Below are 12,966 nucleotides of genomic sequence, written 5' to 3' on the forward strand. Positions count from 1 at the left end.
AAGCTCCACTACAGCCCGGTCGTGCGGTTGAACGCGTCCTGGTACGTCTGGTTCTGGTCGGCGCTGAGCGGCATGAACCGGTGCATCCTGGCCATCATCTCGGCGTCCGGGAAGATCAGCTCGTTCTCGGCCAGCTCCGGCTCGACCTTGGTCATGGCCTCCTGCGCGCCGCTGACCGGGCAGAACGCGTTGATGTACGCCGCCGCCTGCGCCGCCACCGTGGGGTCGTAGTAGTAGTCGATCAGCTTGTGCGCGCCCTCCGGGTCCCGGGCGTGGTTCGGGATCATCATGACGTCCTCGATGAGGATGGCCCCCGACTCCGGGATGAAGAACTTGATCTTCGGGTTGTCCTTGCTCAGCTGGACGACATCGCCCGCCCAGGCGAAACACGCCGCCAGGTTGCCCTTGGCGAGGTCCGGTGCGTAGTCGTTACCGGTGAACTTGCGCAACTGCCCCGACGCCAGCGCCTTGTCGATCTTCTCCAGCGCCCCGTTGAACTCGTCGTCGGTGAACTTGCCCGGGTCGGCGCCCATCGAGAGCAGCAGCAGGCCGACGGTCTCCCGCAGCTCGCTGAGCAGCGCCGCCTTGCCCTTCAGATCCGGGTCGGTGAGCAGCTCGTCGACCGACTTGATGTCCCGGCCGGTGACCTCCGTGTTCACGGCGATCCCGCAGATCCAGCCCTGCCAGGCCATCGTGTGGTCGCGGCCCGGGTCGAAGGCGGGATCCGCGAACGCGGGCAGCAGGTTGCCGGCGTTCGTGAGCTTGCCCCTGTCGAGCTTCTGCGTCCAGCCCAGCTCGATCATGCGCTGCGCCAGCCAGTCGGTCGGGCTCACCACGCTCGCCGCGAGCCCCTGACCGCTCTCCAGCAGCGGCCGCACCTTGGCGAACCACTCGTCGTTGCTGTTGATCTCCGCGACGTAGCTGGCCTTGATACCGGTCTGCTCCGTGAACTGCTCCAGGCTCGGGATCCGGCCGCTTTCGTCGGTGTCGATCGAGAGCGGCCAGTTCGCCCAGACCAGGCTCCCGTTACCGTCGGCGGGGGCGCCACCCGCTCCGGACGCCGCCGGATCAGCACCGCACGCGGCCAGCAGCCCGGCTCCCGCCACGCCCAGCCCCGCCAGGCCGACACCTCTCAGGAAATCCCGCCGCCGAAAAGCGCGCCGGGGGGCTACTACCCCCGGCGTTCCGCCTGTGGTTCCCATGTGATGCACCATGGGGTTTCCTCCGCGTCCCGAACCGCACCGGCCGAGGACCGTGCCAACCGCCGCGACCGCGACAGTGGCAGGATCCTCGCAAACGATGGATTCCTTCGATATATGGATCTACTTAGACGGATATCGTTCCGGATAGGCTGGAGGCTCACGGATACAAAAGTCAAGGGTCTTCACCGATCCGTGCACGGGCCCGGAGACCCCGCGCTCTCCGGCGTCGAGGTGATGATCTTGGTGCCGTGAGTGCCGCCCGCGGGGTGCGATGATCTGTACGGCCGCGCGCACGGAACCGCGGCGAGGGGATCCAGGAAGGCTCGGAGAGACGGCGGATAGGCCGTCCAACCTGCCTGACGACATGACCATCATCGTCGCCGCCTGTTCCGTGCGATGGGACGTCGACTACTCCGTCTCTGATGTCGATTGCCCGATGATGCGGGACCGGGTGAGTGTGGTGCTGCTCGGGCCGCGACTCCGGGCGTCCTCGGCGGGATGCTGAACCCTTCACGCCTGCGCCCGCAGCTTGGCTGCCACCCCGCGCTGACCTCTTCTGAGCTGACGACCGATAGGCCATCACATATGTGAAAGTGCGAGCACAGCGTTCAGTACATGGCTGCGCTCGATGTGCTGCAGGACGTGCTGGATCTCAGCGCCGAGTCCGCTCTTTCCGCGGCTATCGGGGCCGCTATTGCAGCCTTGGCCGCAGCCGCTCGATGGCTGGTGGTCAAGAGGTTGCCGGCGCGACGCCTCTGGCGCTTCTCGGACGCTCGTGACCTGATCATGATCGTGGCATCCTCTGCGCTTGTGCATACCGGCAAGTACGAGCGACCCACGACGGGGATAGGGCAGGTTCGCGCCATGTTAATACTCGTGCCTATACTCACGCGAGCTTACCGAATATCGATCTGCAACAAGTTCGGCTCTCTTCTCAGGTTCCCGGCAGTGACCTGGAGAAAAACGTGCTGGTGTTCGGCGGGCCGAAAACCAATGAAGTCAGCAAGCTCTTTATGCGGTTACTGGGGGAGGCGTTGCCGCTGACGGTGAAGGGGGAAACGATAGTGTGGGGAACGGATGTGTACGAGGGGGAGATTCGGCGTGGATGCGTGGTGCGCGATTATGGATTCGTGGTGCGGGTAGACAATCCATTGAATAGATCCAGGCGCATTGTTCTGGTGGGAGGTTGCCACACGCATGGTGTGGTGGCCGCGGCACGCTGGCTGGCGGAGAACGGAGGGAAGCTTCGTACTTCGAAGAACATCTGCGTTCTGGTGGAGTCGGATGTGCTTCCGGACGGGCACGTCATCGCTCCGCGGGTGGTCAGGACCAAGCAGATCAAGATCAAAGGATCTCGGAATGAAGGTCATCGAAAGTAGCATTGTCGGCAAATCTACGCATGAGGATGACTGTGAAGACGGAATCTTTCTGTCGGAATCTTTTGCCGCCGTTATAGATGGGGCCACGGACAAGAGCGGTAAGCAGTACTCGGGGCGCACGGGGGGCCGTCTTGTGATGGAGATATGCAAGAGTGTGCTGGCTGATCTGGCGCCCGACGTCTCCGCTCGCCAAGCCTTCTCTGCGCTTACTGACGCTGTCGATCACGAGCTTCCTGATGATCTTCCTTTGCAGGAGCGCCCGTCTGCGGTGCTGGCCGTGTATTCGAGCTTGAGGCGCGAGATCTGGCAGTTGGGGGATGTTGCTTTCTGGCACTCAGGCGTGAAGCCGGGTGGGGTCAGGCGGCGGAAGATGGTGGATTATTTTGCCGAAGGTGTGCGGGCTGCCGTGATATCTGCAAATATTGCGGCAGGCGCCGAAGTATTTGACTTGATGCGCAGTGATCCGGGCCGAGAGGTGATCCTCCCGCTTCTTCAGCTGCAGGGAGTCTTTCGCAATGAGCTGAGAAGTGACGAGTGGGGGTACGGGGCGCTCGACGGCCGGCCCATTCCGGATGACTATATAGATATCCATTCCGTGCCCGGATATGTGGACGAGATCGTGCTGGCCAGTGATGGGTATCCGGTGGTACTTCCGAGCCTGGCCGAGAGTGAGGCCAGATTGTCGGAGCTCTTGAAGGAGGACCCGCTCTGTATCGGGCCGCTGCGTGCAACGAAGGGAGTGCAGCCCGGCAGTCGGAGTTATGACGATCGCGCCTATGTGCGAATCGCTGTCTGAGGGTGCCGGCAGGGATGTGATCGTCCTCGTGCCGGAGTGGTGGGCAGGTCCAGGCCCGCTGCCGAAGTCTGGCGCGCCTCGGGGACGTCTCTGCCTGCTGTGTTCATGGCATGTAACTGGAGAGTTACTATCATCAATGTTAGTAACATCGGCGGTAGTAACATCGATGGTAGTAACATGTTTGGTAGTGAGCGGGGGTAGGGGGCGTGGTGGACTTCGTCGGCAGGGGACGTGAGCTAGAGACACTGGAGCGCGAGCTGCGCAAGGTGGCGGCCGGGATCGGTGGAGAGCGGCCCGGGCGGTGCGTGATGCTTCGAGGGCGCCGCCGGGTGGGCAAGTCGCGGTTGGTAGAGCGGTTCGTGGAGAGATCCGATGCTCCGTTCCTCTTCTACGCCGCCACAGGCGCGTCCCCGGAGACGGACCTGGAACGGCTCAGCCGGGATGCGCAGTCATCCAACCTCCCGCTCGCGCATCTGCTGTCGGCCGCGCGCCCGGCGACCTGGGATGCCGCCTTCGACGTCCTGGCAGCGGCACTGCCCCACGACCGGGCGAGCGTGGTCGTGATGGACGAGGTGCCCTACTTGATGGATGAGGAGGGCGCTTTCGAAGGCATGCTTCAGCGGGCCTGGGATCGAGTGCTGGAGACCAAGCCGGTTCTGCTGATTCTCATCGGCTCCGACCTGTCGATGATGGAGGCGCTGAACAGCTACGGACGCCCGTTCCATCAGCGCGGCCGGGAAATGGTGCTGGGCCCGCTCAACCCGGCGGAGGTGGGAGACATGCTCGGCCTCGACCCGGCCACGGCCTTCGACGCCGCATTGATCACCGGCGGCCTTCCCTTGGTCTGTGTGGAATGGCCGCACGGAGCCGGAATGTGGGACTTCCTGAGTACGGCGCTCAGGGATCCGGTCTCGGCCTTGCTGGTGTCGGCGGAGCGCTCGCTCGCCGCGGAGTTCCCCCAGCAGGTGCAGGCCAGGACTGTGCTCTCGGCGATCGGCAGCGGCGAGCGGACGTTCACGAACATCGCCCAAGCCGCCGGCGGCATCGCAGGGGCCTCACTCCAGCGGGCGTTGGACATTTTGATGGACAAGCGGGTGGTCGCGGCCGAGCTTCCCATCTCCACGCGGCCCTCGAAGGATCGCCGCTATCGGGTTGCGGATCCCTACCTCCGCTTCTGGCTGAAGTTCCTGGACCCGGCCATGGAGGAGATCGAGCGGGGCCGGGGCGACCTGACACTGGCGCGCATCCGTGAAAGCTGGACCAGTTGGCGCGGCAGGGCGATCGAGCCTCTGGTGCGTGAGGCGCTGGCACGGCTGCTGCCCGACGAGAACCTGCCCGCTGCCCCCGCTATCGGCGGCTACTGGACCCGTAGCAACGATGTGGAGATCGACATCGTGGGAGCGGACCGCGCGCCGATCGCCAAACAGCTGCTGTTCGTCGGCTCTGTGAAGTGGCTGGAGAACTCCCCGTTCGACCGGCATGATCTCGCGGCACTGCACCGGCACCGCGCCGCACTCACCTTCGACCCCATCCCTGTGCTCGCCGTCTCGCGCAACGGGATCGACTGCGAAGGACTCGACGCCGCTTACGGTCCGGCGGAACTCCTTGCTGCATGGTCCACGTAAGGGGCCTGTCCGGTCCATCGCGGTGCTCGGCCGCCCCGGATTTGTCGGTGCTCTCACTCAGACTGGCCCTCGGTACCACTTCATGGAGGAGGAGCCGTGGCGAGGGGATCCAGGAAGAGGGCACGTAAGAGGCAGCGCATAGTCACGGCGGCCTGTGTCGCGGGTGTCGCGGTCGTGTGGTTCGCCGCCGAATACCCCGGTTGGGCCCTGGGGATCACCTGTCTGCTCGCCGCGTTACTCGTCGGCGGGCTCATTCTCCGGCACCGCATGATCAGGGCGGAGAGACAGCGCTTTCTGGCCGCCAACGTCGAGCTGGAAAAGGTCGATCGCATGTCCGGCCAGGAATTCGAGCGCCTCGTCGCCGAGCGGATGATCGCCGACGGGTTCCGCCAGGTCCGCCAGCGTGGTGGTGCCGGTGACGGCGGGGTGGACATCACTGCCTACGTTCCCGGTCACGGCCGGTACGCCATTCAATGCAAGCGTTACAGCAAATCAGTCGGTGCGCCTGACGTGCGCAACTTCCTCGGCGCGCTGGCCAACACCTTCGCGGGTCACACGGGCGTTCTGGTTACCTCTGCCAACCTCACCAAGCAGGCCAGGCTCGAAGCGCTGGGCGCGAAGGAGCCGCTGGTGCTGGTCGAACGCGACCGGCTCGCGGACTGGCTGCTGGGAACGGTCTCGCTCCTGCCGGCGAAATCTGCCGGGAAACTGACGGAGGGGGAGGCTACGTAATCACCGCCGGGCAGATGCTCGCCGGCCGCCGTCGGGGCCCGAGATCTTCGATATGACGGGGATCCCGTCTCGTGGTGATATGCATCGCCCGGAGGCGGCATCGGGCGCGTTGATGAAGCCGATCGCGCCCCAGCTGATCACCGACGCCACCGTCCCTGGCAAGCAGAAGGACTGACTCCGGCGGGTGGTTACCGGCTCGCTCAGTTCCGGTCTTGGGCTGGGTGCCGGGGGCGTGGACCGTGGGTGACCTGCAGACGTTGCTCGCCCGCACGCCGTCTCAGACGACCCGGAGGGGATCCGGGATGCCCTTAGTTGCACGCGTACTAATGAAAATTTCAAGTATCTGACCCCACATTCCACCACGTGAAACCCCTACCGGCCTCTCGCCGCCGCGAGTGGCGTTGACGGTCTGGAGGCTTCCGGCGACTATTTGGGAGCGCTCCCAAAATGGCGTTCTGCAACGTCGCGGCGCCTCAACCCGTACGTCGAGAGGACACCTTCTGTGGATTCCCTGGTCAAAGATCAAGGGCTCTTCCTGGCGCTGTACCGGATCGTGATCGGATTGCTCTTCGCCTGCCACGGCGCGGCGACGCTCTTCGACGTGCTGGGCGGGCCGCACGGCCAGGTGCCCGCCGTCGGGCAGTGGCCGGACTGGTGGGCGGCCGTCATCCAGCTCGTCGGCGGCTCCCTCGTCATGCTCGGCCTGGGCGCCCGCACCGCCGCCGTCGTCTGCTCGGGGACGATGGCGTACGCGTACTTCATCGTCCACCAGCCGCAGGCGCTGTTCCCGATCGAGAACGGCGGCGAGAAGGCCGCGCTGTTCTGCTGGGCCTTCCTCCTGGTCGCCATCCTCGGCCCGGGCCGCTGGGCTCTGTCATCGGCGCTCACACCCGCGCGTTCCCTCGTGACCGAACGGGGATAGCTCCGCAGGCGTATGCTCCTCCCCGGACGATCAAGGGGAGGAGCCGCCATGCTGACCTGTCTGATCGCGCTCGTCTGCGCACTCCTCCCGGCGCCCGCGCAGGCGGCCGTCGGCTGGCAGCCCGGCTCGATCGAGCAGATCTACGACCCGAAGGGCAAGATCTACGCGTACGCGCCGGCGGCGATCGCGCAGGGCACCACCGAGCACTACTGGACCTGCCACAACACCACCGACGGCAAGATCAAGGACGACATCTGGCACACCCGGCGCACCGGCGGGAAGATCGTCAGTGACCGGCGGGTCATCGCCTCCGGCGGCACCGGCTGGGACCGTTTCCACAACTGCGACCCCGCCGTCGTCGCGGTCACCGCTCGTTTCCAGGGCGTCACGTACAAATACGCGATGTTCTACCTGGGCAACGACGTCGACGCCAGCGCCCACAACCAGATCGGCGTCGCCTTCGCCCAGTCGCTCGACGGGCCGTGGGTGAAGTATCCGCGGCCCGTCGTGGCGTTCCCCTTCGAAGGCACCACGGCGTGGGGCGTCGGCCAGCCCGCCGTCACCGCCGTCCAGCCCGACCGCGGCCGGCTGCTGCTCTTCTACACCTCGGGCGGCCCGGACGGCACGCGGGCCTACCGGCGCGACATCACCCTGGCCGACATGTCCGCCCCCGTCATCGGCCCCGCCGTCGAGATCACCCGGGCCGGGCTGACCGGCGCCGACGGGCGTCCCGACTGGCTCAACAACTTCGACGTCGCCTACGACCCGTCCCGCGACCGTTTCTATGTCGTACGGGAACAGCACCCGTATCCAGCCGACCACCCGAGGCAGATCGGCGCGTCGCTCCAGGTGGCGAGCATCGACGGCGCGTCCATCTGGAACGGCGGCGGCTCCTGGCGCGTCGAGGGCGTGATCGACCCCGCGCTCACCGGCCTGCCCCGCAACCACAACGCCGGCCTGCTGCGCACCGTCTACGGCACGCTGCCCGACCCCGGCACGCTCACGGTCGTCTTCACGGAGAGCTGCGCGGGGACGTGCGCCTCGCTGTGGAGCTACGACCTGTGGCGCGTCACCGGCACGCTGACATGACGGGTTTCGAAGTACGGGACGCCGTACGCGACGAGGCCGAAGAGGTGCTGCACGTCAAGAACGCCTCCTGGCGGGCGGCCTACCACGGGCTCTTACCGGACGCCTACCTCGACGCGCTGACCGTCACCCCCGCACAGGTCGAACACTGGCAGCGCATGATCGGCGACCGGCGCGTCCTCGTGGCGGAGGCGGAGGGCAGGATCGCCGGCCTGAGCGCCTTCGGCCAGGCCGAGATCTACGCGATCTACGTGCTGCCGGAACACTGGTCGACCGGGCTGGGCGCGGCGCTCATGACCCGCTCGCTGCGGCGGCTCCGTGAGCTGGGCTACGACACGGCCGGGCTCTGGGTGTTCGAGGCCAACCCCCGCGCCCGCCGCTTCTACGAACGGATGGGCTTCACCCTCTCGGGCCGCATGGAGATCGAAGAGGGGGAAGGCTTCGCCGAACCGGTGGTGCACTATCACCGGACGATTGTTTCTCCCTGAGCCTGTCGATTCCCAGGTCGCTCGGTCGACGCATAGCCGACCATGGTGAAGATGCACAACGTCGTGTCGGTCGACCGACATGGTGAACGGCTGGGACGGCAAGCCCCCGGCGGGTGACCACGTGGTCGTGGTGTCGCACCGGCCCAAGCCCGAAGGCTGGCACCCGGAGGCGTCCTACCACTTCGTCGACGACGTGACCCGCGCGGTCGCCAAGGCGAAGGAACTCGCGGGGGACCGCACCGTGGCCGTGGCGGCGGGCGACGTCGGCGGCCAGGCCTTCGCCCTCGGCCTGGTGGACGAGGTGGCGATGGACGTGGTGCCGGTGGTGTTCGGCTCGGGCAAGCGCTTCTTCGGCTCGATCGACGCCCAGCACCTGCTGGAGGACCCGCACGTGGTGATCCAGGGCGACCGCGTGCTCCACCTCGTCTACCGCGTCCGCCGCTAGCGCGGCGCCGCCTCTACGAGGCGCATGTCGGCTCGGGGGCGGCCATGGCGCCCGGGGTGTCGGCGTCGGACTTGACCACGTACACCTCCCACGGCTCGCCTCCGGGGCCGTGCACCCAGACCTTGTCCTGGAGGGCGTAGCAGCAGGAGGTGTCGTTCTCCTCGAAGGTGGCCAGGCCGGCGTCCTTGAGGCGCTGGGTGGCGGCGTCCACCTGGGCTGACTCCTCGACCTCGACGCCCAGGTGGTCCATCCGCGTCGGCTCGCCCTCCTCGCCCTCGATCAGGACCAGCTTGAGCGGCGGTTCGGCGATGGCGAAGTTGGCGTAGCCGGGGCGGCGCTTGGCCGGTTCGACGCCGAAGAGCTTGCTGTAGAAGGTGATCGAGCTTTCCAGGTCTGCGACGCGGAGGGCGAGCTGGACACGTGCCATGGCAGATCTCCTGACCGGGGTTCGGATGGGAAGAACACTGCCATATGCCGTTTCCAAGCTAAGACATCAGAGAGATGCGATGGGCACCGTGTGGCCGCCCGGTATGGCGCCCATCACCCGCACGTGGTGATCCGATCAGATGAAGCGGCCGGTCCAGGTGCCGCTGGTGTGCTGGTAGACCGGGATCGTCTCGCGGTCGAAGTACGACGAGATGCCGGTGTCGTACCGGCCGTCGCCGTCGGTGTCGGAGACGCTGGTCGTGATGCCGTTGAGATAGCCGGTACGGGTTTCGTCCGAGTAGCCGGTCAGCCATGCCGAACCGAGCGAACCCGCACCGGTGAACGGAGAGTCGACGCCGACGAGCCGGTCCGCGCGGGCGACCGTGACCCGTACCGCGAACCTCGACCCGGTCGACCGTTCGAGGGATTCGCCGGTGTAGGGCCGGGTGCCGTCGGGGTGCGGGCCGGCGGGATAACCGAGGACGTCGACCGTGGACGCGATCGGCTGATTGAACGCGATCCCCTGGCCGCCGACGTTGTCGCCGAGCCTCCCGACGTCGGTCAGCCCGGCGGAAGCCGAGGAGACGACGCCGTTGTACACGTTGACGAAGGCGTAGTTACGCCCGTGGTCCCGGATGTCGTCGTAGTCGTAGTGGGTGTTGCCCTGCTTCCCGACGTAGAGGCCGTACGGGGTCGCGCCTTCGGTGTAGGCGGGGACGAAGACCCATGCGCCGAGCGCGCCCATCGGAGCCTCGATGTTGAACACGCAGTGCGCCGCCGTCGCGACCGTGTTGCGGTACGACGACCGCACGGCGGTTCCGGTGCACCAGTGCGGCCGGCCGTCGTCGCCGATGAAGAACACCTTGCCCGAGGTCGCGGGGTCCGGCGCTTCCATCGGGGCGAGGGAGACCGGCGGCCCGTCGGGCGGAACGTCTGCGGAAAGGCGCTCCCCGTTCTTGGTCGCCCCCACCTCGTACGGTGTGGCGTCGCGGAGGTTGGCGGCCCCGTCCGCGAGCCAGAACTCGGCGACCTCCTGGGCCGCCGTGCTGGTGCGGGCCAGCGGGACCGTCGCGACGCTCGCGGCCTCCGCCGGGGCGGTGACGACAGCGGAACCCAGCACGCTCAAGCCGATGCCTAACGCGATCAGCGCACGTCTCAAGGTCGATCTCCGTCCAGTCGTGGGAGAGCCGGCCGCTCAGGACGGCCGGCGAACATCAAGATCGTAAGCGTGATCTGAGCGCTGATGCCAGAGTTTTCGAGCACCAGTTCGATTGAATCTGAATCCGAGGATGTCGTATCCGGGCGGGCGCCGATCGTCAGATGGGTAGGGACGGTGGAGCGCCGTCCCGTGACCCCAGGAGGAGCGCCGTGAAGTACGTGCTGATGTTCGTCGAGTCGCCGGAGTTCGCGAAGGAGCTGGAGTCGATGGGCGAGCAGGAACGCGAGGCCGCCTACGCCGCCGTCGGGCAGTGGTTCGCCGACCACGCCGACAAGATCACGCACCACACCCATCTGGCGGCCCGGCACACCGCCACCACCGTGCGGCTGGGTGAGGGGGAGCCGGTTGTCACGGACGGGCCGTTCGTCGAGGGCAAGGAGGTGGTGAGCGGGTTCGCCGAGGTGGAGGTGGCCGATCTGGATGAGGCTCTCAAGCTGGTCCGGTCCTGGCCGGCCTGCCCGATCGTGGAGATCCGCCCGATCTGGTGAGTGAGCCGGCGCACGAGAAGGTGCTCGCGCGGGTGGTGCGCGAGCACGCCGGGCGGCTGGCCGCGTCCCTGGTCTCGCTGCTCGGCGACTTCGCCGCGGCCGAGGACCTGGTGCAGGACGCGGTCGAGACCGCCCTGCGCCGCTGGCCGGCCGAGGGGATCCCGGAGCGCCCGGACGCGTGGCTGTTCACAGTCGCCCGCCGTCGCGGCCTGGACGTGCTGCGCCGCGAGTCGAACTACCGCGCCAAACTGGCCCTGCTCCTGCGCCCGGAACCCGAACCGCGCGACGACCGGCTCCGGCTCGTCTTCACCTGCTGCCACCCGGCGCTGTCCCTGGAGGCGCGGATCGCGCTGACGCTCCGGGTGGTGTGCGGCCTGAGCACGGCCCAGATCGCGGCGGCGTTCGTGGTGCCCGAGCCGACCGTGGCCCAGCGCATCACCCGCGCCAAACGGAAGATCGGCGAGGCTGGCATCCCGTACCGCGTTCCCCGGGAGGAGGAGCTGGGCGAGCGGCTGGGCGGCGTGCTCGCCGTCATCTACCTGCTGTTCAACGAGGGCTACCTCTCCAGTACGAACGAGCGGGCGCAGGCGCGTGACCTGGTCGACGACGCCGAATGGCTGGCCGCGCTGCTGGCGAACCTGATGCCCAAGGAGCCGGAGGCGGCGGGCCTGCTGGCGCTGATCCGGCTGCACCGCGCCCGTGCCGCGGCCCGCTTCGACCCCGCCGGGCGCCTGGTGCTCCTGCCCGACCAGGACCGCTCCCTCTGGGACCACGCCGCCATCGCCGAGGCCACCTCCCTGCTGACCCGCACCGCCCACACCCACCGCAGTCCTGGCCCGTACCAGCTGCAGGCGGCGATCGTGGCCTGCCACGCCGAGGCGAGCAGCTTCGCGGACACCGACTGGGCGCAGATCCTCGTCCTGTACGACATGCTGCTGCGCCTGGCGCCTTCCCCGGTGACCCGCCTGCACCGGGCGATCGCGCTCCAGCACGTCAAAGGCCCCGAGGCGGCGCTGGCCGAGCTGGCGGACCTGCCGCTGAAGCGTTATCCGCTCTTCCACGCCACCCGCGCCGAGCTGCTGCGCGCCCTGGGCCGCCGCGACGAGGCCCACCGCGCCGACGCTCGGGCCCTGGACCTGACCGCCAATCCGGCCCAGCAGGCACTCCTGACCGAGCGGCTCAACTGGTGATCCGCCCATGTCCGAGATGCATGACCAATTGTGACGAGCCGTACGAGGTCTCCACCTACATGCTCTTTGACCAGGGGCGTATCCGTGCCAGGGCGAGCCCCAGCGCGCCGAACGCGATCAGCCCGATCGCCCCGAACACCCCGCCGAGCAGCGGATCGGGGAACTGGCCCGCCGCCGAGACGACGAGGTACAGGGTGGGGACGGCGGCGTTGAGGACGCCGTGGCCGATCACCGCCGGCCAGACGCTGCCGGTGCTGAGCCGGAGCCAGCCGAGCACGGCGCCCACGGCCACGCAGAACAGGGTGAACGGGAGCACCGCCCAGGGGCCGAGGCCGGGGTAGTTCCAGCCGAGGAGGGTCAGGGGCGCGTGCCACAGACCCCAGATGAGGCCGGAGAGCAGGATGGCCCGGCCGTACCCGAGGGGGAGCAGGCGGGGCAGCAGGAAGCCGCGCCACCCCCACTCCTCGCCGAAGGCCGTCACCGACGCGAACACCGTGGTCACCACGATCCCGGAGACGACGCCCACCACGGCGGTGGCGTGGGTGCCCTGCGGGAAGGCCTGCCGGTAGCCGGAGAGCCCGCTCAGGTCGGTCGGGAAGACCCCGGCCAGCGCGCTGACCGCGATCACGAGGGCGATCAGCAGGGGGAGCCCCGCCCACGTCGCGGCGGTGTACCCGACGGTCCGCCCCGGCCGGTCCCCGAACGTCAGCCCGGTCAGCCGCGCCCACTCCCGCGCGGCCGGATCCTTCCGCAGCGCGGTCATCAGCCACACCACGAGCACCCCGAGCGCGGGCGACAGCTGGAGCCCGGCCAGCGACAGGGGGAGCGCGGTCGTCTGGAGCCCCTGCGTCCACAGCGGGATGGCCGCGAGCCACGCCCCGCCGAAGGCGACGGCCAGGTAGACGATGAGATCCGCTCTGTTCCTCATGCCCACAACGCTGCGGGTCGCAGGCGGAGACGGCCAGTGA

General features: G+C 67.8%; 15 protein-coding genes. 11 read left to right on the forward strand and 4 right to left on the reverse strand.

What is annotated here, in order from left to right; all coding sequences use genetic code 11:
- Positions 1-8: 8 nt before the first annotated feature.
- Positions 9-1,106 carry a spermidine/putrescine ABC transporter substrate-binding protein gene (locus AB0J42_RS29370; RefSeq protein ID WP_364300031.1) on the reverse strand — a complete coding sequence of 366 codons (1,098 nt, stop codon included), beginning with the start codon at positions 1,104-1,106 and terminating at the stop codon, positions 9-11.
- A gap of 460 nt (positions 1,107-1,566) precedes the next feature.
- Between AB0J42_RS29370 and AB0J42_RS29375 the strand changes: the two genes are divergently transcribed.
- The 9 genes from AB0J42_RS29375 (at position 1,567) to AB0J42_RS29415 (ending at position 8,675) form a co-directional block, all read left to right on the forward strand.
- The gene (locus AB0J42_RS29375) at positions 1,567-1,707 is read left to right on the forward strand and encodes a hypothetical protein (protein ID WP_364300033.1); all 141 of its coding nucleotides are present in this window, start codon (positions 1,567-1,569) and stop codon (positions 1,705-1,707) included.
- Positions 1,708-2,167: 460 nt separating this feature from the next.
- Positions 2,168-2,581, forward strand: a complete 414-nt coding sequence (locus AB0J42_RS29380) for a hypothetical protein (RefSeq protein ID WP_364300035.1) — start codon at positions 2,168-2,170, stop codon at positions 2,579-2,581.
- A complete protein-coding gene (locus tag AB0J42_RS29385; RefSeq protein ID WP_364300037.1) occupies positions 2,562-3,377 on the forward strand; it encodes a hypothetical protein in 816 nt (271 codons plus the stop codon). Before AB0J42_RS29380 ends, AB0J42_RS29385 begins: the two co-directional genes overlap by 20 nt.
- Before the next feature lie 209 nt (positions 3,378-3,586).
- A complete protein-coding gene (locus AB0J42_RS29390) occupies positions 3,587-5,002 on the forward strand; it encodes an ATP-binding protein (RefSeq protein ID WP_364300039.1) in 1,416 nt (471 codons plus the stop codon).
- 174 nt (positions 5,003-5,176) lie between these two features.
- On the forward strand, positions 5,177-5,734 hold the full coding sequence (locus AB0J42_RS29395) for a restriction endonuclease (protein WP_364300041.1): 558 nt from the start codon (positions 5,177-5,179) through the stop codon (positions 5,732-5,734).
- 502 nt (positions 5,735-6,236) lie between these two features.
- Positions 6,237-6,656: a DoxX family protein gene (locus AB0J42_RS29400; protein WP_364300043.1), complete on the forward strand. Its 420-nt coding sequence runs from the start codon at positions 6,237-6,239 to the stop codon at positions 6,654-6,656.
- Positions 6,657-6,704: 48 nt separating this feature from the next.
- Positions 6,705-7,745 carry a hypothetical protein gene (locus tag AB0J42_RS29405; RefSeq protein WP_364300045.1) on the forward strand — a complete coding sequence of 347 codons (1,041 nt, stop codon included), beginning with the start codon at positions 6,705-6,707 and terminating at the stop codon, positions 7,743-7,745.
- On the forward strand, positions 7,742-8,230 hold the full coding sequence (locus tag AB0J42_RS29410) for a GNAT family N-acetyltransferase (protein WP_364300047.1): 489 nt from the start codon (positions 7,742-7,744) through the stop codon (positions 8,228-8,230). Before AB0J42_RS29405 ends, AB0J42_RS29410 begins: the two co-directional genes overlap by 4 nt.
- Positions 8,231-8,309: 79 nt before the next feature.
- The gene (locus AB0J42_RS29415) at positions 8,310-8,675 is read left to right on the forward strand and encodes a hypothetical protein (RefSeq protein WP_364300049.1); all 366 of its coding nucleotides are present in this window, start codon (positions 8,310-8,312) and stop codon (positions 8,673-8,675) included.
- 13 nt (positions 8,676-8,688) lie between these two features.
- Here AB0J42_RS29415 and AB0J42_RS29420 read toward each other — a convergent pair whose 3' ends face one another.
- Together AB0J42_RS29420 and AB0J42_RS29425 are read right to left on the reverse strand one after the other, a co-directional pair.
- Complete coding sequence (locus tag AB0J42_RS29420; protein WP_364300051.1) at positions 8,689-9,102, reverse strand: ArsI/CadI family heavy metal resistance metalloenzyme; 414 nt, start codon at positions 9,100-9,102, stop codon at positions 8,689-8,691.
- Positions 9,103-9,237: 135 nt separating this feature from the next.
- Positions 9,238-10,260: a hypothetical protein gene (locus AB0J42_RS29425; RefSeq protein WP_364300053.1), complete on the reverse strand. Its 1,023-nt coding sequence runs from the start codon at positions 10,258-10,260 to the stop codon at positions 9,238-9,240.
- A 209-nt stretch (positions 10,261-10,469) separates the two neighbouring features.
- On the opposite strand from AB0J42_RS29425, the gene AB0J42_RS29430 reads away from it, so the two are divergent.
- Together AB0J42_RS29430 and AB0J42_RS29435 are read left to right on the forward strand one after the other, a co-directional pair.
- Complete coding sequence (locus tag AB0J42_RS29430) at positions 10,470-10,808, forward strand: YciI family protein (protein WP_364300055.1); 339 nt, start codon at positions 10,470-10,472, stop codon at positions 10,806-10,808.
- Positions 10,805-11,998 carry a sigma-70 family RNA polymerase sigma factor gene (locus AB0J42_RS29435; protein ID WP_364300057.1) on the forward strand — a complete coding sequence of 398 codons (1,194 nt, stop codon included), beginning with the start codon at positions 10,805-10,807 and terminating at the stop codon, positions 11,996-11,998. The genes AB0J42_RS29430 and AB0J42_RS29435 overlap by 4 nt, the downstream gene beginning before the upstream one ends.
- A gap of 55 nt (positions 11,999-12,053) precedes the next feature.
- On the opposite strand, the gene AB0J42_RS29440 is transcribed toward AB0J42_RS29435, so the two are convergent.
- The gene (locus AB0J42_RS29440) at positions 12,054-12,926 is read right to left on the reverse strand and encodes a CPBP family intramembrane glutamic endopeptidase (RefSeq protein WP_364300059.1); all 873 of its coding nucleotides are present in this window, start codon (positions 12,924-12,926) and stop codon (positions 12,054-12,056) included.
- Positions 12,927-12,966: the final 40 nt, after the last annotated feature.

The sequence above is a fragment of the Nonomuraea sp. NPDC049649 genome, assembly GCF_040675175.1.
Taxonomy (GTDB): domain Bacteria; phylum Actinomycetota; class Actinomycetes; order Streptosporangiales; family Streptosporangiaceae; genus Nonomuraea.